Genomic DNA, 22,714 nt, shown 5'->3' with positions numbered 1-22,714 from the left:
GCCAGCGCCCCCCCGAGCGGCGCGCGATCAGCGCGGCAGCGTCGTCTCGCCCATGAGGTCGAGGTCGATGGCGCGGGCCGCCTGGCGCCCCTCGCGGATCGCCCAGACGACCAGCGACTGGCCGCGCCGCACGTCACCGGCGGCGTACACCTTCGGCACGTTGGTGCGGTAGTCGTCCGTGTTGGCGGCGATGTTGGTCCGCTTGTCGAGGTCGAACTCGTAGCCCGTGAGGTACGTGTCGAGGAGCGGGCCCGAGAAGCCGATCGCGACGAGGACGAGGTCGGCGCGAATGTCGAACTCGGTCCCCTCGATCGGGCGACGGGACGGGTCGACGCGAGCGCAGCGCACGTGTGTGACGCGGCCGTTCTTGCCGCCGAGCTCCAGCGTCGCCGCGGCGAACTCGCGGTCCGCGCCCTCGGCCTGGCTCGACGAGGTGCGGAACTTCGTCGGCCAGTAGGGCCACACGATGTCCTTGTTCTCGCGGATCGGCGGCATCGGGCGGATGTCGAGCTGGGTGACCTGGAGGGCGCCCTGACGGATCGACGTGCCGATGCAGTCCGACGCCGTGTCGCCGCCGCCGATGACGACGACGTGCTTGCCGGAGGCGACGATCGGCATGTCGTCGAACGGCTCGCGCCCGACGCGGCGGTTCTGCTGGAGGAGGAACGGCATCGCATAGTGGACGCCGGACAGCTCGACACCCGGAAGGCCGGGGTCGCGCGGCCGCTCAGCACCCGTCGTCAGGAGCACGGCGTCATACTGGCCGACGAGCGCGCGCAGCCGCTCGCCGTCGATGTCGGCGTTGTAGTGGAAGGTCACCCCTTCCGCCTCCATCTGCCCGGCGCGGCGGTCGATGATCCCCTTCTCCATCTTGAAGTCGGGAATGCCGTAGCGCAGGAGCCCGCCCGGACGCGCATAGCGCTCGTAGACGTGAACGTCGTGGCCGACGCGTGCGAGCTGCTGCGCGGCCGCGAGCCCGGCCGAGCCCGCGCCAATGATGGCGACGCTCTTGCCCGTGAGGCGCGAGGGCGGCTGCGGCGTGATCCAGCCATTGTCCCACGCCTTGTCGGCGATCGCCTGCTCCACCGCCTTGATCGCGACGGGCGTGTTCTCGATGTTCAGCGTGCACGCCTCCTCGCACGGGGCGGGGCAGATGCGGCCGGTGAACTCCGGGAAGTTGTTGGTCGAATGGAGGTTGCGGGCCGCTTCCTGCCAATTCTGCGAATAGACGAGGTCATTCCAGTCGGGAATCTGGTTGTCGACCGGGCAGCCGGCATCGCTCTGACAAAACGGAATGCCGCAGTCCATGCATCGCGCCGCCTGCCGTTCGACCTCGGGGTCGGTCAGCGGCAGGGTGAACTCTTTGAAGTGGCGAATGCGGTCCGCGGCCGGCTGATACTTCAGCTCCTGCCGATCGATTTCCAGAAATCCCGTAACCTTGCCCATACGCTCGCTTTCTATCGCTTCCAACGCGGAGTAATGACCCAGCGCCGGAAGGTAAAGTGCCGCCGTGCTCCTCGCCGGTTCGCCGGTGCGCGAACCAGCCGCTTCAGGGTTTAGACTGTTGCGTTTCGGTCTCGTTCGTTGCACGCGCCGGGCCATTTTCGCCGGCCGCGTCGCTCACCTTGAGAAATTCCCGGACCAGAGCGGCCGAGTTCTCCGCGGCGAGGCTGAAGAAGAGCGGCAGCTCGTTCTCCCCCTCCCCGCCCCCGGCGAGATCGGACAGGGAGCGGAAGGCGATGAAGGGCACGCCGTTCGTGTAGGCGACCTGCGCGACCGACGCGCTCTCCATGTCGACGACGCGCGCCTTGAACGTGTCGAACACGAAATCGCGGAAATCCGCGTTGTCGAGGAAGGCCGAGCCTGAGACTCCGCTCCCGCCGACATACACCGCGGGCGCCTTCTCAAGACATGAGTTTTTGGCATTGCAGCCAACGAGGTCCACGGCGTCCGCGGCCTTCTGTGCGCGGGCGAGAAGGGCCGGGTCCACCTCGAACCAGAACTTCGCCTCCGGCGTCTCGACGCCGTCGCGCCGGACCTCCTCGGGCTGCGCGAACATCATCCCGTAGTTCGGGAAGTCGCCGGTGAGGAAGGGCGGGATCTGGTAGGATCCGTCCACTTCGCGCGCGAGGAGGAGGTTGAAGTAGGTCCCCCACCGGTCGGCGACGACGACGTCGCCGATATTGAGCGCCGGGTCCACGCCGCCCGCGATCCCGGAGAAGACGATCGCTGAGATGTTGTAGCGGTCGAGCGCCATCTGCGCGGTCATCGCCGCGTTCACCATGCCGACGCCGGAGAGGAGCAGGACCACGTCCTCCCCTTCCAGCGTGCCGGTCACGAAGCGGATACCGTGCTCGACATGGTCGCTCCGCCCCGCGATCGGGGTCTGCAGCGCGACCCACTCGGGTTCGTAGGCGGAGATGACCGCGATCCGCGGCGTGTCGTCGAGCGAGCCCGCAAGGGCGGAGCCCGTCCCGAGCGAGACGGCGAAGATGGCGGCGAGCGCGGCGCGCGGCAGGATCGGCATCGGGGTCCTCATCCGGTGGTTCGGGCGCAGAGATTCCCGAACCGGAGCGCGAATGGAAGGCCGTTTGCCGAGTTTTCGCGATTTCGCGCGCACAAAGGGGCGCTGCGGCCCGGCCGGCGCGCGGCCGGACCCGTCCGATCGGTGCGCCGCTGGGCCTCCCGGTTCAGCGAACCGAGAAGACGCGCCGCGTCGTGTAGCGCAACAGCCCGCCGAAGGCGCGGCTGAGGTGCGCGTTGCACCCCGACTCGGTGATCGTGACCGTCGACACCTCGTTCACGACGACGTGCCGGGCGATCGCGACCGACGTGTAGGGGTCGCCGCGCGGCGTGTAGAAATTCAAGGTGATCGAGACCGTCGCGGGGGCCGAATTGGCGTTCGCGACGCGCATCGTGCTGTTCCAGCACCCGTCGACCCGCACCTCGAAGAGGCCGTTCTCGAGGATCGTCACGCCGTGGCGCTGGAAGGGCCCGAACTCGTAGAGTATGCCGGGCGAGGACGTGGTGACCGCGAGATCAGCCGCGCGGGTCGACGTCCCGGCGAAGATCGCGACAAACATCAACGCGGCCGCGATACGAACGAAATGCGTTATCGACATGTTACCGGTTCCTCCCTTGATGTTTTGGAAGAACTTATCACAAGTCGCAAAATTTCTCTCGATTCAATCTAGAGGATTGAATTCGCTAGCGTTGCTCTCGGATCCACAGAACCCGATAGCTTGCACTCTTGTCTTGCGCGAGCCGCTCGGTCAGCGCGGGGAGGAGAACTGAAAGCTCGTCGGCCAGCATATAAGGCGGATTGACGAGGATGAGGCCGGACCCCGTGAGCCCGGTCGTCGCGGGGCCGCGCACGTTGAGTTCGGCGGCAAGGATCGCCGGGATGTCGAGTGCGGCAAGGCTCGCATGGAAGCGGCCGATCGGCGCCCCCTCCTTCAGCGGATACCAGAGGCAATAGGTGCCGGTCGGAAAGCGGCGGTAGGCGACGGCGAAGCGCTCGACCATGCGCTCATATTCGCCCCGCTCCTCGAAGGGCGGGTCGACGAGGACGATCCCGCGCCGCTCCTTGGGCGGCACATGGGCGCCGAGCGCCAGCCACCCGTCGAGATGGGTGACGCGGACCTGATGGTCGCCGGCGAAGCGGCCGGCGAGCTCGCGATAGTCCTCCGGGTGGAGCTCGATCGCCGACAGGCGGTCCTGCGGGCGCAGCAGCGCGCGCACCAGGAGGGGGGATCCGGGATAGTTCGTCACCCCGCCGTCCGGGTTGAACGCAGCGACGGCGGCGAGATAGGGCGCGAGCAGCGCGGCGGCGTCCGCCTCGAGCGGCGCGTCCACGAGACGGCCGATCCCCTCCCGCCACTCCCCCGTCTTCATCGCCTCGTCGGACGAGAGGTCGTAGAGGCCGATCCCGGCGTGCGTGTCGATGACCCGAAACGCCTTGTCCTTGCGCTTCAGATAGTCGAGGAGACGGACGAGGACCGCGTGCTTCAGGACGTCCGCGAAATTCCCGGCGTGGTAGATGTGGCGGTAGTTCACGTGTCTCCTCGCGGGCCTTTGGCGGATCGTCTCCGCCCGCATGTGACGACCCCGGCCGGCGCCGTCCGGCCGGACGCCAAGGGAAGGAAGCGCTTTGGACGCGATCTATCTCGACGATCTCGCCTTCTACGCCTTTCACGGCGTGTTCGACGAGGAATCGCGGCTCGGCCAGCGCTTCGTCGTCGACCTCGTCTGCTGGCTCGATCTCGGCCCCGCGAGCCGTGAGGACGCGTACGCCCTCACCGTCGACTATGGCACGATCACCGAGGCGGTCGGGCGCGTCGTCACCCAGTCCCGCTTCAAGCTGATCGAGCGCCTCGCCGGAGCGATCGCGGAGGCGGTGTTCGCGACGGACGCGCGCATCGAGAAGGTGAAGGTGCGGGTCCACAAGCCCGGCGCGCCGATACCGATCGCGTCGGGCCGTGTCAGCGTCGAGATCGTGCGCGACAGGCCGGCCTGACCCGTCGCGCCGACCGGCGGCGGATTATTCCGCCGCCACGCCGAGGCGCTGCGATTCCATCTCGTCCATCGCGCGGCGATAGTCGACGGGCATCACCTTCACGAACTTCGGCCGGTACTCGTCCCAATGGTCGAGGATCAGCTTGCCGCGCACCGAGCCCGTGTACTCGACATGGTTGACGATGAGCTGGCGCAGCCGCTCGTCGTCATGGCGCGTCATGTTCGCGGTGACGTCGACCCGGCCCTTCGTCTCGAGGTCGCCGCCATGGTGGTGGAGACGCTCCAGGAGGTCGTCCTCCTCCGCCACCGGCTCCAGCTCGACCATCGCGAGGTTGCAGCGCCGCGCGAAGTCACCCGCCTCGTCGAGCACGTAGGCGACGCCGCCCGACATGCCCGCCGCGAAGTTGCGGCCGGTGTGGCCGAGAACCGCAACGACGCCGCCGGTCATGTACTCGCAGCCATGGTCGCCGACACCCTCGACCACCGCAACGGCACCCGAGTTGCGCACGGCGAAGCGCTCGCCGGCGACGCCGGCGAAGTAGCACTCGCCCGACACCGCGCCGTAGAGCACCGTGTTGCCGACGATGATGGAGTCGGCCGCGATGATGTGCGATCCCGGCCGCGGACGCACAATGATGCGGCCGCCGCACAGCCCCTTGCCGACATAGTCGTTCGCGTCACCGGTGAGGTTCAGCGTCACGCCCTGGGCGAGCCAGGCGCCGAAGGACTGCCCCGCCGTGCCGGTGAGGTTCACCGTGACGGTGCCGTCCGGAAGCCCCTCCATGCCGTGCGCCTTGGCGATGACGCCCGAGATCATCGCGCCGGCCGTGCGGTCGACGCTGTTGATCGGCATGGTGATCGTGACCGGCTCGCCGTCCTCGATCGCGGGGCGGGCCTGCGCGATCAGCTCGCGGTCGAGCACGGTCTCGATCGGATGGATCTGCACCGTGGTGTGGCGCTGCTCGTCCGCCGGGGCGTCCATCTTGACGAACACCTTGCGGAAATCGAGGCCCTTCGCCTTGTAGTGGTCGACGAGGCGCGTCTGGTCGAGCACCTCCACGTGACCCGTCGCCTCGGCGAGCGAGCGGAAGCCCGCGGCCGCGAGATAGCGGCGCAGCTCCTCGGCGACGAAGAACATGAAGTTGATGACGTGCTCGGGCTGCCCCTTGAAGCGGCGGCGCAGGACAGGGTCCTGGGTCGCGACGCCCACCGGGCAGGTGTTGAGGTGGCACTTGCGCATCATGATGCAGCCGGTAGCGACCAGCGGCGCGGTCGAGAAGCCGAACTCGTCGGCGCCCAGAAGCGCGCCGATGAACACGTCCCGCCCGGTCTTCAGGCCGCCATCGACCTGCAGCGCCACGCGCGAGCGCAGCCCGTTCGCGACCAGCGTCTGGTGCGTCTCGGCAAGACCCATCTCCCACGGCGAGCCCGCGTGCTTGATCGACGTGAGGGGCGAGGCGCCCGTCCCGCCATCATAGCCGGCGATGGTGATGTGATCGGCGCGCGCCTTCGCGACGCCGGCCGCCACCGTCCCGACCCCGACCTCGGAGACGAGCTTGACCGAGATGTCGGCCGCCGGGTTCACGTTCTTCAGGTCGAAGATCAGCTGGGCGAGATCCTCGATCGAGTAGATGTCGTGGTGCGGCGGCGGCGAGATCAGGCCGACGCCGGGCGTCGAGTAGCGCAGCTTGGCGATGACCGCGTCGACCTTGTGGCCGGGCAGCTGACCGCCTTCGCCGGGCTTGGCGCCCTGCGCGACCTTGATCTGGATCTGGTCCGCGTTGACGAGATATTCGGTCGTGACGCCGAACCGGCCCGAGGCCACCTGCTTGATCGCCGAACGCTTGGAGGCGCCCGACGGCAGCGGGATGAAGCGCATCGGGTCTTCGCCGCCCTCGCCCGTGTTCGAGCGGCCGCCGATCTGGTTCATGGCGAGCGCCAGCGTCTCGTGCGCCTCCTTGGAGATGGCGCCGAGGCTCATCGCCCCCGTCACGAAGCGCTTCACGATCTCCGAGGCAGGCTCCACCTCCTCGATCGGGATCGCCGTCGCGCCGAACTCGCTCGCGTCCTTGATGCGGAAGAGGCCGCGCACGTTGTAGCGGCCCGCCTCCTCGTTCACGAGGCGGGAATACTCGTCATACTTCTCCTGCGCATTGAGGCGCACGGCGTGCTGCAGGTTCGCGACGGTGTCGGCGAGCCACATGTGGTGCTCGCCGCGCGTGCGGTAGGCATACTCGCCGCCGACATCGAGCGAACGGGCAAGGAGCACGTCCTCGGAGAACGCGACCGTGTGGCGGCGCACCGTCTCCTCGGCGACCTCCTCGAGGCCGACGCCTTCGATCGTCGTCGCGGTGCCGAAGAAGAAGCGGTCCACGAACGCCTGGGAGAGGCCCACCGCGTCGAAGATCTGCGCGCCGCAATAGGACTGATAGGTCGAGATGCCCATCTTGGACATCACCTTCAGAATCCCCTTGTCGAGCGACTTGATGTAGCGCGCGACCACCTCGTGCTCGTCCACCTCCTCCGGGAAGGTGGTGTGGAGCTCGACCAGCGTCTCGAAGGCGAGATACGGGTTGATCGCTTCCGCGCCGTAGCCGGCGAGGACGCAGAAATGGTGCACTTCGCGCGGCTCGCCCGACTCCACGACGAGGCCGACCGACGTGCGCAGACCCTTGCGGATCAGGTGATGGTGCACGCCCGCCGTCGCGAGGAGCGCGGGGATCGCGATCCGGTTGCGCGACACGAGCCGGTCCGACAGCACGATGATGTTGTAGCCGTCATGGACCGCCTTCTCGGCGCGCTCGCACAGCCGCTCGAGCATCGCCGCCATGCCCGGCGCGCCACGGTCGGCCGAGTAGGTGATGTCCAGCGTCTTCGTGTGGAAGTGGTTGTCGGCGATGTCGCCGATCTCGCGGATCTTCTCCAGATCGTCGTTCGTCAGGATCGGCTGACGCACTTCGAGCCGCTTCTTCTCCTGCAGACCCTCGATGTCGAACAGGTTCGGGCGCGGCCCGATGAACGAGACGAGGCTCATCACGAGCTCTTCGCGGATCGGGTCGATCGGTGGGTTCGTGACCTGGGCGAAGTTCTGCTTGAAGTAGGTGTAGAGCAGCTTCGAGCGATCGGAGAGGACCGACAGCGGCGTGTCGGTGCCCATCGAGCCGAGCGCTTCCTGGCCGGTGATCGCCATCGGCGACAGGAGGAGCTTCAGGTCCTCCTGCGTGTAGCCGAAGGATTGCTGGCGATCGAGCAGCGACTCGTTCGTGCGCGGCGCGCGCGGGCGCACCGGGTGCTGGTCCTCCAGCACGATCTGCGACTTCTCGAGCCATTCGCCGTAGGGCTGGCTGGTGGCGAGCTGGTGCTTCACCTCCTCGTCGGAGACGATGCGGTGCTGCTCGAGGTCGAGGAGCAGCATGCGGCCGGGCTGCAGGCGCCACTTCTTGGCGATCCGCTCTTCCTCGACCGGCAGGACGCCCGCCTCCGAGCCCATGATGACGAGGCCGTCATGGGTGATGCAGTAGCGCGCCGGACGCAGGCCGTTGCGGTCGAGCGTCGCGCCGATCTGGCGCCCGTCGGTGAAGACGATCGCGGCCGGCCCGTCCCACGGCTCCATCAGGGCGGCGTGGTACTCGTAGAAGGCGCGGCGCTCGTCATCCATCAGCGGGTTGCCGGCCCAGGCCTCGGGCACGAGCATCGCCATCGCGTGGGCGAGCGAGTAGCCGCCCTGCACGAGGAATTCGAGCGCGTTGTCGAAGCACGCCGTGTCGGACTGGCCCTCATAGGAGATCGGCCAGAGCTTGGAGATCTCCTCGCCGAACAGCTTCGAGGAGGCGGACGCCTGGCGCGCCGCCATCCAGTTCACGTTGCCGCGCAGCGTGTTGATCTCGCCGTTGTGGGCGACCATCCGGTACGGGTGAGCGAGCCCCCAGGACGGGAAGGTGTTGGTGGAGAAGCGCTGGTGGACGAGCGCGAGCGCGGAGGCGAAGCGCTTGTCCTGGAGGTCGTGATAATACTCGCCGAGCTGGTGGGCGAGGAACATGCCCTTGTAGACGATCGTCCGGCACGAGAGCGAGCAGATCACGAAGCCGCGGTCGGCCGGCGGCGTCCCGTCATAGACGGTGTTCGAGATCACCTTGCGCAGGATGAACAAGCGCCGCTCGAAGGCGGTCGCGTCGGCGACACCCTCGCCCCGCCCGATGAAGAACTGGACGATCTCCGGCTCGGAGGCGAGCACGGAATCCGGCAGGCACGCCGAGTTCACCGGCACCTCGCGCCAGCCGAGGACGCGCTGGCCTTCGGCCGCGACGACCCCCTCGATCATCGCGCGATGGTCGCTGCCCTTCGGCAGGAAGACCATGCCGACGGCATATTCGCCGGGCGCCGGCAGCGAAAAGCCGAGGCGCGCGGCCTCTTCGGCGAAGAACTCATGCGGCAGCTGGACGAGCATCCCCGCGCCGTCACCCATCTCCGGGTCGGCGCCCACCGCGCCGCGGTGGGTGAGGTTCACGAGGATCTGCAGACCCTGCTCGATGATGCTGTGCGTCGGCTTGTTGTGGATGTCGGCGATGAAGCCGACGCCGCACGCGTCGTGCTCGCGGTCGGCCCGGTAGAGGCCGTCCGTCGGCGCGCGGCGCGCGATATTGGTGGTGTTGGCGCGGGCAGTGGCGTTCGCATGGGCGTTGGTCGCGGTGGTCGCCGTGACATCACGCTCAGCGGCGGTCGCCGCATGGGATGATTGTGCGATGGGCAGTCTTGTCATCGTCATCCTCCTTTGCCCGGCAATGCCGGCACGCCTCCTCATCGGGTCGCTCGCCTCCCGCAGGACAAGCGGCTCGAGCACCCGTCAATTTGTTCGGAGGCTCGTCAGTCGCGCGGCCAGATCAATTCTGACCCAACGCGGCCGTCGCATATAGCCTTTTTGGAGCCGTCCGCAAATGCCGTCATGACAGAGCTCGTCCGCGTCAGCCGAAGAGGGGCGTTTCCCCGCCCCTCGCCCCGCCCCCGCCGCAGGCGAAGCGCGCGCCTCCCGACGAAGGTGGCCGCGCCCGGTCCCACTCGCCTTGACCGTGCAATTCTCGGGCCGGGGGAGACCCGCCGGGGCGAACTGTGCAACGGTGCGCGCCTCTGTGGCGAACGGCAAGCGGGACGATGGCAGGACCGACCCAATCAGGCAGACTTCGCTGGCTCCGCCGCACGATCCTCACGGTGGCCGTGCTCGCCGCGCTGTGGTTCGGCTCGGGCTGGCTCTACGCCTTCAATGCCGAGCGCACCCACACCCACCACAACCCCTTCAACGCCGAGGGCGTGATCCTGAAGGCCGAGCCGCAGCGGGTGAAGCGCGGGTCGGACACGCTCGTCGTTCTTATCCACGGCTTCGGCGCCTCGCCGATGACGATGCTTCCGCTCGGCGCGGCGTTCGAATCTGCAACGAATTTTGATCTCTGGTTGCCGCTTCTTGCGCAGCACGGACGCTCGCTGCGCGAATACCGCGCCTTCGCCCCCGAGGCGATTCGCGACGACTTCCTCAACCAGCTCGACGCCGAGACGTCGGGCTATCAGAGGATCGTCCTCATCGGCCATTCGTTCGGCGGGGCGATCCTGCTCGACCTCCTCGCCGAGGGGCGGCTCCCGCAGAACGCCTCGGTGATCCTCTACGCGCCGGCCGTGTACCTGCCGGCCGACACGCAGAAGAACCGCCTCGCCCTCGAAGCCTTCCGCCTCTGGTCGCCCTATTGCGATTTCGCCGAGATCGGCTGCCTCGTCCCCAACCCGCGCGCGACGGACGGGCCGGTGCGCGCGGCGATCTTCGCGCAGAACATCTTCTTCTACATCGTGCCCGACACCGCGCTCCGCCTCTTCGACTACGCGAAGGGCCTCGCGGCGCGGGCGCCGGCGGTGGCGGCGCCCATCAACATCGTCATGGCGCGCGATGATGGGGACGTCGCCTTCGCCGGCACGGCCGAGATGTGCGCGGCGATGGCGGGGTGCCGGATGCACGCGCTCGCCACCGGATCGCACCTTGCCCAATACGGCCCCTCGCTCGCGCCGCTCAGCCAGATCCTGATGCGTCTCGCCGAGGACCCGGCCGCCGCGTGTGAGGCCGATTGCGAGACGCTCTGACCTACTCTGCCGCCTGCAGGAAGCCGCCCGACTGGCGCGACCACAGGTCCGCATAGAGGCCGCCGCGCTTCAGAAGCACCGTGTGCGGCCCCTCCTCCACCACGCGCCCGCCGTCCATCACCACGATGCGGTCCATCGCGGCGATGGTGGAGAGGCGGTGGGCGATGGCGACGACGGTCTTGTTCGCCATCACCTCCAGGAGCGCCTCCTGGATGTCCGCCTCGACCTCCGAATCGAGCGCGCTCGTCGCCTCGTCGAGCACCAGGATCGGCGCGTCCTTCAGGATCGCGCGGGCGAGCGCGATCCGCTGGCGCTGGCCGCCGGAGAGCTTCACGCCCCGCTCGCCGAGATGGGCCTCGTAGCCGGTGCGCCCGCGCCCGTCGCGCAGGTTCATGATGAAATCGTGCGCACGCGCCCGGCGCGCCGCCTCGAGCGCGGCCTCCTGGCCGGCGTCCGTGCGCCCATAGAGGACGTTGTCGAGGGCGGAGCGGTTGAAGATCGCGGTCTCCTGCGTGACCGTCGAGATCGCGCGGCGGAGGCCATCCTGCGTCAGGTCGCGAATGTCCACGCCGTCGAGCGTGATGCGGCCCTCCTCCACGTCATAAAGGCGCAGGAGCAGCGAGACGGCGGTCGACTTGCCCGCGCCCGAACGCCCGACGAGGCCGACCTTCTCGCCCGGCCGGATCTCGAGATCGAAGTGGGTGACGCCGCCGATCGGACGGCCATAGCGGAAGGTGACGTCGTCGAAACGGATGTGGCCGCGCGTGATGACGGGCTCCTGCGCGGCCGGGCGGTCGACGACGGTGTGGGCCGGCGACAGCGTGACGGCCCCGTCCTCGATCGTGCCGAGCTCGCCGAAGATCGACAGCGCGGACTGGGCCATCCAGTTCGACATCGCGGTGAGGCGCAGCGTCATCATCGCCGCCATCGCGACGACGCCGATCGTCGCCTGGCCGAGATGGAAGAACCACAGCGCCCCGCCGATCATCGCGATCGTGACCACCGTGTTCATCACCGCCATGATCACGCGCATCGCCATCATGGAGCGGCCGAACAGAAGCCCGGTCCTGCGGAAGCGCTCCAGCGCCCGCTTGGCGGCGTCCTCCTCGCGCTTGGCGTGGGCGAAGAGCTTCACCGTCTTGATGTGGCTCAGGCTGTCGACGAGCTGGCCGGTCACGGTCGCCCGCGCCGCCGCCCGCGCCTTGGCGCGCGCCCGGATGCGCGGCACGCCCCAGCGCAGCGCCAGCACGAAGGTCATCGCCCACGCGGCGACGATCGCGGCGAGCCACGGCTCGGACGTGCCGAGGATCGCGGCCATCGCGACGATATAGGCCGCGAGCATCCCGAGCGCGGTCAGCGTGTCGACCGTCACCGTCGTCAGCGCGTTCGCGGTCTGGGACTGCTTCTGCGCGATGCGACCGGTGAAGTCCTCCTCGAAGAAGGTCATCGCCTGGCCGAGCGTGTGGCGGTGGAGACGCCAGATCGTCATCGGGTTGAGGCCGGGGCCGAGGGCGAGCGAGGTCATCGCGCTCTGGCAGAGCTGGGTGACGGGCTTCGCGACGACGACGAAGAAGAGGAGCGTCAGCAGGAACGGCCACTCGCGCGCGAAGATCTCCGCCGGCCCGGCGGACGCGGCGCGGTCGACGAGGCTGCCGATGAGATAGAAGACCACCGCCTCCGCCGCACCGAAGCTCAGCGAGAAGATCGCGAGGAGCACGATCGCCCAGCGCGCGTCCTTGAGGCTCCACCTGAGGAAATCCATCAGCCCCGCCGGCGGCCGGCTGCCCTCATAGGGCGCGAACGGGTCGATGATGTTCTCGAAGCGGGCGAAGGCTCGGTGGAAGGGTTCGGTCTCCGGCAGCGTCTCCGGATCGGGCGTTCGGATCTTGGTGCCGTCTGTCACACGCGTCCTTTCCGTCGACATTTCGGCCGACGCACACTCACACTTGAAGAGACATATAGGGAGCCGGGCTGATCCGTCCGCCGCGGCGTCGCGACTTAATGTTCGCCCGGCGGCACCGCGCTCGCAAGGCGGGCGCGAAAGGCCGTCGGTGTCATCGACGTGGCGCGTGAGAAGGCGCGCGTGAAGTAGGCGGGATCGGCGAAGCCGAGATCGTCGGCGATGCGGGCGACGGGATGGGCGGTGTAGGCAAGGAGCCGCCGCGCCTCCACGACGAGCCGCGCCTCGATGAGGTGCGAGGCGCTCGCCCCCGCCCCCTCGCGGCAGACGCGGCTGAGGTGGGCCGCCGACACGCCGAGCGAAGCCGCATAGTCGCCGACGCGCCAATGCTCGCGAAAGTGGGCCTCGATCAGCGCCTCGAACCGGGCCAGCAGCGGCGGCCTCGCCCCCCGCCCCGCCCCGGTCGCGTCGATCGCCTCGGCGACGCGGCCGGCGATGAGGATCGCGAGGGCGGCAAGGTTCTGGTCCCGCATCGGCGAGAAGCCCGCGTGCTCGTGCGCGGCCTCGGCGAAGAGGTGGGCGATGCGCGCATCGGCCGGCCCCGTCGCGGGCGCGGCGAGCATCGGCGCGAGTCGGATCGACGGCTCCACGAGCTCGACCGGCAGGCTCAGCACATATCCCGTCGTCTCCGGGGCGAAGCGGAAGCCGTGGACGACCCGGCTCGGCACGCTGACGAGGCCGGGCACGGCGAGCGCACGCTCCTCCCCCTCCCATCGGATCGTCGCCGCCCCTTCCGCGACGAGGAGGAACTGGTGGAGGCCGAAATGACGGTGCGGCCGGATGTTCCAACCGTGCAAGCTGGAGCGCGCCGCGATCGTCTCGCAATGGAGGATGTCCGGCAAACCGCGCCGCTCTCCATAGAGATCGAAGACGGGGATGCGGATGGCGGCGGTCTGGCGCATGTTCGAATAGTGCAAGCACGGGCCCGGCGTGTCCATGCCGGGGATCGCAACGTCGCGTAGGTCTTATGGTGGGGAGGAGCCACCATGAGAACACAAGTGGCCATCATCGGCGGCGGGCCGTCCGGCCTGCTCCTGTCGCAGATCCTGATGCGCCATGGGATCGAGACGGTCGTCCTCGAACGGCACACGCGCGAACACGTCCTCAGCCGCATCCGCGCCGGCGTGCTCGAATGGGGCTCGGTGGAGATGCTGCGCGCGGCAGGAATCGGCGCGCGCATGGATGCGGAGGGCGAGATCCATCGCGGCGTCGCGATCGGTGACGACAACCGCCAGTTCCGGATCGACTTCGACACTCTCGTCGGCAAGGCGGTCATGATCTACGGCCAGACCGAGATTACCAAGGACCTCTATGCCGCGCAGGACGCGCTCGGCGCGACGATCGTGACGGAGGCGGCCGACGTCGCCCTCGCCGACCTCGACGCGGGCGCTGCGACCGTCACCTACCGCAAGGACGGGCGCGAGCACGGCCTCGTCGCCGACTTCGTGATCGGCTGCGACGGCTTCCATGGCGTGAGCCGCCCCACCATCCCTGCTGGGCGGCGGCAGGAATACGAGGTCGTCTTCCCCTTCAGCTGGCTCGGCGTCCTGTCGGAGACGCCGCCCGTCGCGGACGAACTGATCTACGCCAGCCATCCGCGCGGCTTCGCCCTCGCCTCAATGCGCAACCGGCACCTGTCGCGCTACTACCTGCAGATCCCCAACGGCGAGCCGATCGAGGCCTGGCCCGACACCCTCTTCTGGGACGAATTGCGCCGGCGGCTCCCGGCCGACGCCGCCGGGCGCCTCGTCACCGGTCCCTCCATCGAGAAGTCCATCGCCCCGCTGCGCAGCTTCGTGTGCGAGCCGATGCGCTATGGCCGCCTCCTCCTCGTCGGCGATGCGGCGCATATCGTGCCGCCGACGGGGGCGAAGGGGCTGAACCTTGCGATCTCGGACGTCCACTACGCGTCCGAAGCGCTGATCGCCCACTTCCGCCACCGGGACGACCGGCTGCTGGAGGAATATTCCGACACAACCTTAAAACGCGTTTGGAAAGCGATGCGCTTCTCCTGGTGGATGACGAACACTGTCCACCGCTTCGCCGACCACGATCCATTTCAACAAATGATGCAAAAGACGGAAATCGATTACCTTGAGGGGTCGATTGCCGCAAAGACCGCATTGGCGGAAAACTACACGGGCCTGCCCTACTGAGAGCCGCTTCCCGGCCGGGACGGCAGTCGGATACCGAATTGTGGCACATCCATCAATCGATCACGCGATTGTGACCGCATTGTCCGAAACCGAGTGCCATTGCACATTTATCGGGCGACGACGGCAATAATTGGGAAAACTCGAAGCTCAAACCGACATATGTCATCTTTATCCTGGTTTTAGGCGACGCGGAGTCGTCAACAAAATCGGACTATTTTGGGGATAAAATGACACCATTGCGACATGCCGCCACGGGGGAATTGTGGCGACACCGTTTCGTCACGTGTCCCGCATCGCGCTCTGGCGTTTCCATCCGTGTCGTTTGACGACCGGAACGACACGACACGTGAACGATGGCATCTTGCGCAACATGCTGACATTCTCATATTGGCGACTGAGGCAAGTCAGACTTTGGACAGCTTTTACTGAGCCGATCTCAGACGACGACGGATGTCCGTAAAATTCTAACGATCTCCGGCCATCGAGCCGGCAATAAGAACCTTCCTACCGAGTAATCGCGTTTCCAAAATTGTCGGTTTTCTCGCGTCTGGCGCACCTGGTGGTGCCGTCGGCTCGAACAACCTTGAGGTGAGGACACACATGTTTCCTATCTTCGGCACCATCTTCGACGACCTGCTGATCGGCGGCATCCTGCGCAATCGCATCTGGGGCTTCACAGGTGACGACACGATCTACGGCGACGGCAACGACGACACGATCTACGGTGGTCGCGGCGACGACAGCCTGTTCGGCCAGAGCGACGATGATCTGATCTATGGCGGGCCTGGCGACGACACCGCCGAAGGTGGCTTCGGCGAGGACACCATGTACGGCGACAAGGGCGCCGACGTCCTCTATGGCGGCGACCAGAACGACGAGCTCGATGGCGGCGTCGGCAATGACAGCCTCGACGGCGACAATGGCGACGACCTCGTCTATGGCGGCAAGGGCTTCGACAGCGTCTACGGTTCGGCCGGCAACGACACGCTCTATGGCGGCGAAGGCGGCGACTACATGGAAGGCAACGAAGATGCCGACACCATGTATGGCGAGACCGGCTCCGACACGATGTACGGCGGCGCTGGTACCGACTACATGGAAGGCGGCGACGATGCCGACGAAATGTACGGCGAGGAAGACGCCGACACCATGTACGGCGATGACGGCAACGACACCATGGACGGTGGCGGTGGCGACGATTCCATGTATGGCGGCCTCGGTGCCGACTCCATGCTCGGCGGCACGGGCGCCGACTACATGGAAGGCGGCGACGACGGCGACTACATGGACGGCGGCGATGACGGCGACACCATGTATGGCGACGCCGGCAACGACACCATGGACGGTGGCCTCGGCTCCGACACCATGTATGGCGGCTCCGACGCCGACGACATGAGCGGTGGCGACGACGCCGACTACATGGAAGGCAATGACGGCGCCGACTCCATGGACGGCGATGCCGGCAACGACTCCATGTATGGCGGCGCCGACGGCGACACCATGAACGGCGGCACGGGCGAAGACTCGATGCTCGGCGGCACCGGTGAAGACTCCATGAGCGGCGGCGACGATGCCGACTTCATGGACGGCGAAGACGATGCCGACACCATGTACGGCGACGCCGGCAACGACACCATGGAAGGTGGCTCCGGCAACGACACCATGGACGGCGGTGCCGACGACGACTCCATCTACGGTGAAGCCGGCGACGACTCGATCAACGGCAGCTCCGGCGCCGACTATCTCGACGGTGGTGACGACAACGACTCCATCCTCGGCGGGTCCGAGAACGACACCATCTACGGCGGCAACGGCGCCGACACGGTCGACGGCGAGAGCGGCGAAGACGAGATCTACGGCGATGCCGGCAACGACTCGCTCTCCGGCGGCTCCGACGACGACGTGATCGACGGCGGCACGGAAGACGACATGCTCTTCGGTGACTCCGGCAACGACGCCCTCATCGGTGGCGACGGCGCCGACACCATGCAGGGCGGCACCGGTTGGGACACGCTGACCGGCGGCGCAGGCAACGACTCCATGGCCGGTGACGAGTTCGGCGTCGGCGCGGAGACGATCGAAGAGCGCAACCTCTTCCTGCTCGGCGACGTCAGCGGCTCGGACTCGGGCGACGACGTGATCGTCGACTTCGACGCGCGCTTCCTGGGCGAGTTCTACTTCGACACCCTCTCGCTCGACTTCAAGGGCACGACCTACAACCTCTCCACCTACAAGCAGTTCGCCGGGTTCAGCTTCCTGCTGAACAACGACGGCGACCTGTCGACCTCCGCGGTTGTGGTGGGCGGCGGTGACGACCTGCTCCTGACGTTCGATGGCGGCGGCTCGCTCCTCCTGGAAGACTTCTTCTAAGCCTTCCCCGCGACCCTGTTGCGATCCGATGCGCCGGCCCTCGTGGCCGGCGCATTCTTTTTGCCCGCCTCCCGACCGCCAAAAGGATTGCGCGATCGCCGCGCGAGGCGGACACTCGCGTACTGCGTGCAGCGCGGGAGGGAGCGGTGAAGAACCGGCACGACGCCTGGAACGCAGGCGACAGCTACGAGCGCTACATGGGCCGTTGGAGCCGCGACATCGCCGCGCTCTTCATCGACTGGCTCACCCCCGCCCCCGGCCTCGACTGGCTCGAGATCGGCTGCGGCACCGGCGCGCTGACGCAGGCGATCCTCGACCGCACCGCCCCGACGAGCCTCCTCGCAACCGACGCCTCGGCGGATTTCGTGCGCCACAGCGCCGAGACGATCCGCGACGGCCGCGTCCGCTTCGAGGTCGCGGACGCCGCCGCCCTCCCCGCCGCGGCCGGGAGCATCGACATCGCGACGTCGGGCCTCGTCTTCAACTTCATCCCCGACCGCGTCGCCGCCTTGCGCGAGATGGCGCGGGTCCTGCGGCCGGGCGGCACGATCGCCTTCTATGTGTGGGACTATCCGGGCGGCGGCATGGGCTTCATCGACGCCTTCTGGCGGGCGGCCGCGGACATCGACCCCGCCGCGGCGTCCCTCAACGAGGCCGACCGCTTCCCCTTCTGCACCGAGGCGGGGCTCGCGGCGCTCTGCGCGGAGGCGGGCCTTGCCGACATCGCCGTCGCGGCGCTGGAGGGTGAAACGCTGTTCTCCGATTTCGAGGCCTTCTGGCACCCGTTCACGCTCGGCGCCGGCCCCGCGCCCGGCTATTGCCGCAGCCTGCCGCCGACCGAGCGCGCGCGCCTGAAGGACGCGCTCGCCGGCATCGTCGGGACCGGCGGCCCGATCCGCCTCCCGGCGCGCGCCTGGGCGGTGCGGGGCACGCCGCCGGCCTAGGCGCCGGACCCGATCAGGACAGGGCCTCATCCGCCCCCGCGCTGTCGAGCGCGCGGCGCAGCGTCGGCAGTGTGCCGCCGACATGGGCGACGTTGAAGCGCATGTCGTGCGCCGCGGACTGGCTGACGCTGAACACGTTCCCCGGCGCGAGGATGACATTCTCCTTCAGCGCCGCGCGCGCGAGCGCCGCCGCGTCGCGTCCCTCCGGCAGGCGGCACCACAGATAAAAGCCGCCGCGGGGCATCAGCCAGGGCCGGATGCCGAGCGTCTCGAGCCCCGCCGCCGCCTCCCGCCGCGCCTTCACCAGGCGGCGGCGCAGGCCGTCGAGGTGCCGGGCGTAGCTCCCGTCGGTGAGGATCGCCGCGACGAGCTCGGCGGCGAGCGGGCTCGGGCCGCCGAAATTCGTCGCGATCTGAAGGTCCGCGAGCGCGTCGATCCACTCCGCCCGTGCCACCACATAGCCGCAGCGTACCGAGGCGGAGAGCGTCTTCGAGAAGCTGCCGATGCGGATGACCCGGGCGAGCCCGTCGAGCGCGGCAAGGCGGGGCGATGGCTCCGGCTCGAAGGCGGCGAAGATGTCGTCCTCCACGATGGTGAAGTCGTCGTGCGCGGCGGCGGCCATCAGGAGGCGGTGCGCGGTCTGCATCGACAGCGTCGCGCCCGTCGGATTGTGGAGCGCGGAGTTGGTGATGTAGAGGCGCGGCCGGTGGGCGAGCGCGGCGGTGAAGCGCTCGATATCCGGCCCGTCCGCCGTGTAGGGCACGCCGATGACGGTCGCCCGGTGCGCGGCGAGAAGGGCGCGGAAGTTGAAATAGCACGGGTCGTCCACGAGGACGGTGTCGCCCGGCCGCAGGAAGAGGCGGCAGATGAGGTCGATCGCCTGCGTGCCGGATCCGGTGAGGAGGATGCGGTCGGCGCCGGCATCGAGCCCCTCCTCCGCGAGCTGGCGGGCGAGAAGGCGGCGCAGCGCCAGCGACCCGTGCGAGCGGCCATAGTCGGCGAGGAGCGCGTCCTCGGCGCTGCGGGCGAGCGTGCGCAGCGCCCGCCGGAGCGCGGCGTTCGGCAGCCAGTCCGCCGGCAGCCAGCCGCAGCCGGGCTTTGCCATGTCGCGCGCATCGAGCGACTGGCGCGAGACCCAGAAGGGATCGATGGCGCGGTCCGCCCGCGGCGGCGCGTCCTCGAGGAGGAGCGGCGGGCGCGCGTCGACCACATAGAAGCCGGAGCCGCGGCGCGCGCGGATCACCCCTTCCGCGACGAGGCGGTCATAGGCGTCCACCACCGTGGAGGGGGAGACGCCCATGGTGGCGGCGAAGGCGCGGATCGAGGGGAGCTTCTCCCCGTGCGCGAGGCCACGCCGGGCGATGCGCGCGCGGATCGCCTCCATCACCGCCTCGGTGCGGGTGCCGGTGTCGGGTGCTGTCACGCTCGCTCCAACCGTACCCATTCAATCAGCCATACAGTTTGGCCAAAGCGTACTGGACTGTTCCTGTCCGCACCAGCCTCCCCCGCTCTATCGCTAAGGCGTCGCATGGGGACGGGACGATGGACGAGACGACGCGGGGCTGGGGCAGCGGCCTCATCGGGGTGATGATCTTCGCGGGCTCGCTCCCGGCGACGCGGGCGGCGGTCGCGGGGTTCACCCCGCTCTTCCTGACCTCCGCGCGCGCGGTGATCGCGGCGCTGATCGCGGCCGCGCTCCTCGTTGCCCTGCGCGAAAAGCGCCCGGAGCGGGACGATCTCGTCTCGCTGACGCTCATCGCGCTCGGCGTCGTCATCGGCTTTCCACTCCTCACCGCGCTCGCCCTCACCCACATCACGGCCGCACATTCGATCGTCTTCATCGGCCTCCTGCCGCTGTCGACGGCGATCTTCGCGGTGGTGCGAGGGGGCGAGCGGCCGAAGCCGGCCTTCTGGGTCTTCTCCTGCCTCGGCAGCGCCTCGGTCGCGGGCTTCGCCCTGCGCGAGAGCGGCGGCGCGTCCCTCACCGGCGATCTCCTGATGCTCGCCGCGATCATCGTGTGCGGGCTCGGCTATGCGGAGGGGGCGCACCTGTCGCGCCGGCTCGGCGGCTGGCAGGTGATCTCGTGGGCGCTCGTCCTCGCGCTCCCCTTCACGGCGGCGCTGGCGCTCGCCACCTGGCCGCCTGAGTGGACCGGCATCGGAGCGCCGGCCGTCGCGGGACTTGCCTATGTGTCGGTCTTCTCGATGCTCGTCGGCTTCGTCTTCTGGTATCGCGGGCTCGCGCTCGGCGGGGCGGCCGGGGTCGGCCAACTCCAGCTTCTCCAACCCTTTCTCGGGCTGATGCTCGCCGCCCTCGTCCTCGGCGAAGGCATCGCGTGGACGATGGTGGCGGCGACGGGGCTGACGATCCTGTGCGTCGCGGGCGCCAAGCGCTTCGCCTGAGCGGAGCGCGGCGACCCGAAATTCGGCAGACGCGTCAACCGGATGGCCTCATCCGGCGGCGCTCATTTTTGGGCATAACAGTCACACGTGTGAATCGAACGCCCACGCCGAAACATGTCGAAAACAAAATCTCAACTTAAGATTTTTGCACGGTGCGTTTCGCACACCTTTGTTTGATTGCGTGCATGTCAAATCATTTCGCTCGATGTCCGGATCCGTCCCGACATCAAGAATTCGCGCGTGCACCGTTTAGTACAGAAACAAAACTTAAGACATAATCTCGATCTATCCACGAATGTATCTGTTTTTCGACCGTTGTTATCATTTATATTTGCAACCTACGGTCCGTTGCTCGACCAATATCATTCTAGATACAGACCAAAATGTGACAAAGCGCCATTTGTTACGCTAACATTCGCGGAATGAATCCCATAAGCTCTGCATTCAGGCTCATTGACTCCTAGTACTCGCGTACTAACGGCATGAATACAGAAATTCATTCCACGAATATTCGAGCATTGCCATGTGGAACCCGGCCGCGGGGAACGGGTCGCTGGCACACGGATATGGTGAGGACATGAATCCAATCATTCCCATCTTTGGGACCGACGGCGACGACATCCGCTTCGGTGGTGCCGCGCGCAACATCATGTGGGGCTTCAACGGCAACGACACGCTTTACGGCGGCGGCGCTGACGACACCCTCAACGGCAATGCCGGCGACGACCTCCTCTACGGCGAGGCCGGCGACGACATCGCCTATGGTGGTCTCGGCAACGACACCATCGACGGCGGCGAGGGCGACGACCGTCTCGCCGGCCAGCAGGGCGACGATTCGATCCTCGGCGGCCTCGGCTTCGACTCCCTCTTCGGCGGTGACGGCAACGACACCCTCGACGGTGGCGAGGACGACGACGAGCTTCAGGGCAATGCCGGCGACGACTACCTGATCGGCGGCCTCGGCAACGACCTCCTGTGGGGCGGTGACGGCAACGACACGCTCGACGGCGGTGAAGGCGACGACACGCTGCACGGCAATGCCGGCGACGATTCCATCATCGGCGGCCTCGGCGCGGACCTCGTCTATGGCGGGCTCGGCAACGACACGATCGAAGGCGGCGAAGGCAACGACTCGATCGATGGCCAGCAGGGCGACGACGTCATCAGCGGCGACGCGGGCGACGACGTGATCTCCGGCGGCGCCGGCGACGATTCCATCCTCGGCGGCGCGGGCTTCGACACCCTCCTCGGCGGTGACGGCAACGACACCGTCGATGGCGGCGACGACGACGACGTGATCGAAGGCGGCGCGGGCGACGACCTCCTCATGGGCGGTGCCGGCAACGACCTCATCTGGGGCCAGGACGGCAACGACACGATCGAGGGCGGCGAAGGCAACGACGAGCTGCACGGCAATGCCGGTGACGACCACATCGATGCCGGCCTCGGCGACGATCTCGTCTATGGCGGCGAGGGCAACGACACCATCCTCGGCGGCGAAGGCAACGACACCATCGAGGGCCAGCAGGGCGACGACGTCCTGAAGGGCGGCGCGGGCGACGACAACATCTATGGCGGCGCCGGTGCGGACAACATCGCCGGTGGCGAGGGCAACGACTATGTCGACGCCGGCGAAGGCGACGACGTGGTCTACGGCAACGCCGGTGACGACCTGATCTTCGGCGGCACCGGTGACGACGCGCTCTTCGGCGGGTCGGGCTCCGACACCATGGAAGGCAATGACGGCGACGACGCCCTCTTCGGCGGCAGCGGCAACGACTTCCTCTATGGCGGCCTCGGCAACGACACCATCGAGGGCGGCGCCGGCAACGACTTCATCGTGGGTGGTGAAGGCGACGACGTCATGACCGGCGACGGCGGCGACGTGCCGTTCTTCGCCCGCACCTACAACACGTTCGACCTCGGCGACGTCACCAACGTCGACAGCGGCGACGACGTGATTACCGACTTCACCGCCGGTCGCGGTGCGTGGTCGTACGACACGCTCGAGCTCACGCTCGACGGGACGAACTACTCCCTCAGCACCCGGGGCGACTTCCTCGCTCTCGCCTTCGAGCTCAACACGGACTTCAACCCGGGCACGAGCGCGTCGATCGACGGGACGGACCTCTACCTCGAATTCGACGGTGGCGGCTCGCTCCTCCTCGAGGACCTCTTCGGCCTCTGATCCTGCGGCGCCCCGCTCCGGCGGGGTTCCCTGCCACGACATGGAAAAGCGCCGGTCT

Annotated in this window: 15 protein-coding genes; 7 read left to right on the top strand and 8 right to left on the bottom strand. The window is 67.9% G+C overall.

Annotation, left to right across the window (positions count from 1 at the left end):
• Window positions 1-27 precede the first annotated feature (27 nt).
• The 4 genes from DBV35_RS09255 to DBV35_RS09240 form a co-directional block, all read right to left on the bottom strand.
• Window positions 28-1,446, bottom strand: a complete 1,419-nt coding sequence (locus DBV35_RS09255) for a glutamate synthase subunit beta (RefSeq protein ID WP_108659865.1) — start codon at window positions 1,444-1,446, stop codon at window positions 28-30.
• A gap of 103 nt (window positions 1,447-1,549) precedes the next feature.
• Window positions 1,550-2,539, bottom strand: coding sequence for a 5'-methylthioadenosine/S-adenosylhomocysteine nucleosidase (locus DBV35_RS09250; RefSeq protein WP_245943885.1), 990 nt, complete (start codon window positions 2,537-2,539; stop codon window positions 1,550-1,552).
• Window positions 2,540-2,690: 151 nt separating this feature from the next.
• Complete coding sequence (locus DBV35_RS09245; protein ID WP_157961647.1) at window positions 2,691-3,083, bottom strand: hypothetical protein; 393 nt, start codon at window positions 3,081-3,083, stop codon at window positions 2,691-2,693.
• Window positions 3,084-3,207: 124 nt separating this feature from the next.
• Entirely contained in the window at window positions 3,208-4,056 is an 849-nt protein-coding gene (locus tag DBV35_RS09240) for a 23S rRNA (adenine(2030)-N(6))-methyltransferase RlmJ (protein ID WP_108659862.1), read from the bottom strand.
• Window positions 4,057-4,150: 94 nt separating this feature from the next.
• On the opposite strand from DBV35_RS09240, the gene folB reads away from it, so the two are divergent.
• Window positions 4,151-4,516, top strand: a complete 366-nt coding sequence (gene folB, locus DBV35_RS09235; RefSeq protein WP_108659861.1) for a dihydroneopterin aldolase — start codon at window positions 4,151-4,153, stop codon at window positions 4,514-4,516.
• Window positions 4,517-4,540: 24 nt separating this feature from the next.
• Here folB and gltB read toward each other — a convergent pair whose 3' ends face one another.
• A complete protein-coding gene (gene gltB, locus DBV35_RS09230; RefSeq protein ID WP_108659860.1) occupies window positions 4,541-9,280 on the bottom strand; it encodes a glutamate synthase large subunit in 4,740 nt (1,579 codons plus the stop codon).
• A gap of 383 nt (window positions 9,281-9,663) precedes the next feature.
• Between gltB and DBV35_RS09225 the strand changes: the two genes are divergently transcribed.
• On the top strand, window positions 9,664-10,635 hold the full coding sequence (locus DBV35_RS09225) for an alpha/beta hydrolase (RefSeq protein ID WP_108659859.1): 972 nt from the start codon (window positions 9,664-9,666) through the stop codon (window positions 10,633-10,635).
• Between the two features lies 1 nt (window position 10,636).
• Here DBV35_RS09225 and DBV35_RS09220 read toward each other — a convergent pair whose 3' ends face one another.
• Window positions 10,637-12,538, bottom strand: coding sequence for an ABC transporter ATP-binding protein (locus DBV35_RS09220; protein ID WP_211099943.1), 1,902 nt, complete (start codon window positions 12,536-12,538; stop codon window positions 10,637-10,639).
• Between the two features lie 95 nt (window positions 12,539-12,633).
• Window positions 12,634-13,533, bottom strand: a complete 900-nt coding sequence (locus DBV35_RS09215) for a helix-turn-helix domain-containing protein (protein WP_108659857.1) — start codon at window positions 13,531-13,533, stop codon at window positions 12,634-12,636.
• Window positions 13,534-13,581: 48 nt separating this feature from the next.
• Between DBV35_RS09215 and pobA the strand changes: the two genes are divergently transcribed.
• From pobA to DBV35_RS09200, 3 genes are all read left to right on the top strand, one after another.
• Window positions 13,582-14,751 (top strand): 4-hydroxybenzoate 3-monooxygenase, encoded by a 1,170-nt coding sequence (pobA, locus tag DBV35_RS09210; RefSeq protein WP_108659856.1) that lies wholly within the window; start codon window positions 13,582-13,584, stop codon window positions 14,749-14,751.
• 600 nt (window positions 14,752-15,351) lie between these two features.
• Entirely contained in the window at window positions 15,352-17,121 is a 1,770-nt protein-coding gene (locus tag DBV35_RS09205; protein ID WP_108659855.1) for a calcium-binding protein, read from the top strand.
• 146 nt (window positions 17,122-17,267) lie between these two features.
• A complete protein-coding gene (locus DBV35_RS09200; RefSeq protein WP_245943884.1) occupies window positions 17,268-18,065 on the top strand; it encodes a class I SAM-dependent methyltransferase in 798 nt (265 codons plus the stop codon).
• A gap of 13 nt (window positions 18,066-18,078) precedes the next feature.
• Here DBV35_RS09200 and DBV35_RS09195 read toward each other — a convergent pair whose 3' ends face one another.
• Window positions 18,079-19,509 carry an aminotransferase-like domain-containing protein gene (locus DBV35_RS09195; protein ID WP_108659854.1) on the bottom strand — a complete coding sequence of 477 codons (1,431 nt, stop codon included), beginning with the start codon at window positions 19,507-19,509 and terminating at the stop codon, window positions 18,079-18,081.
• A gap of 98 nt (window positions 19,510-19,607) precedes the next feature.
• Here DBV35_RS09195 and DBV35_RS09190 point away from each other — a divergent pair, with 98 nt between their 5' ends.
• A complete protein-coding gene (locus tag DBV35_RS09190) occupies window positions 19,608-20,468 on the top strand; it encodes a DMT family transporter (RefSeq protein ID WP_108659853.1) in 861 nt (286 codons plus the stop codon).
• Between the two features lie 577 nt (window positions 20,469-21,045).
• The gene (locus DBV35_RS09185; protein ID WP_170134894.1) at window positions 21,046-22,656 is read left to right on the top strand and encodes a calcium-binding protein; all 1,611 of its coding nucleotides are present in this window, start codon (window positions 21,046-21,048) and stop codon (window positions 22,654-22,656) included.
• The last annotated feature ends 58 nt before the right edge of the window (window positions 22,657-22,714 follow it).

The organism is Acuticoccus kandeliae, from assembly GCF_003073115.1.
This window is presented reverse-complemented; position numbering and strand designations above follow the sequence as displayed.

Bases quoted from the DNA above. Each gene is read 5' to 3' on its own strand.
- DBV35_RS09225 (WP_108659859.1), top strand. From the start codon at position 9,664: ATGGCAGGACCGACCCAATCAGGCAGACTTCGCTGGCTCCGCCGCACG.
- gltB (WP_108659860.1), bottom strand. From the start codon at position 9,280: ATGACGATGACAAGACTGCCCATCGCACAATCATCCCATGCGGCGACC.
- DBV35_RS09255 (WP_108659865.1), bottom strand. From the start codon at position 1,446: ATGGGCAAGGTTACGGGATTTCTGGAAATCGATCGGCAGGAGCTGAAG.
- pobA (WP_108659856.1), top strand. From the start codon at position 13,582: ATGAGAACACAAGTGGCCATCATCGGCGGCGGGCCGTCCGGCCTGCTC.
- DBV35_RS09245 (WP_157961647.1), bottom strand. From the start codon at position 3,083: ATGTTTGTCGCGATCTTCGCCGGGACGTCGACCCGCGCGGCTGATCTC.
- DBV35_RS09195 (WP_108659854.1), bottom strand. From the start codon at position 19,509: ATGGGTACGGTTGGAGCGAGCGTGACAGCACCCGACACCGGCACCCGC.
- DBV35_RS09185 (WP_170134894.1), top strand. From the start codon at position 21,046: ATGAATCCAATCATTCCCATCTTTGGGACCGACGGCGACGACATCCGC.
- DBV35_RS09205 (WP_108659855.1), top strand. From the start codon at position 15,352: ATGTTTCCTATCTTCGGCACCATCTTCGACGACCTGCTGATCGGCGGC.
- DBV35_RS09250 (WP_245943885.1), bottom strand. From the start codon at position 2,539: ATGAGGACCCCGATGCCGATCCTGCCGCGCGCCGCGCTCGCCGCCATC.
- DBV35_RS09215 (WP_108659857.1), bottom strand. From the start codon at position 13,533: ATGGACACGCCGGGCCCGTGCTTGCACTATTCGAACATGCGCCAGACC.
- DBV35_RS09190 (WP_108659853.1), top strand. From the start codon at position 19,608: ATGGACGAGACGACGCGGGGCTGGGGCAGCGGCCTCATCGGGGTGATG.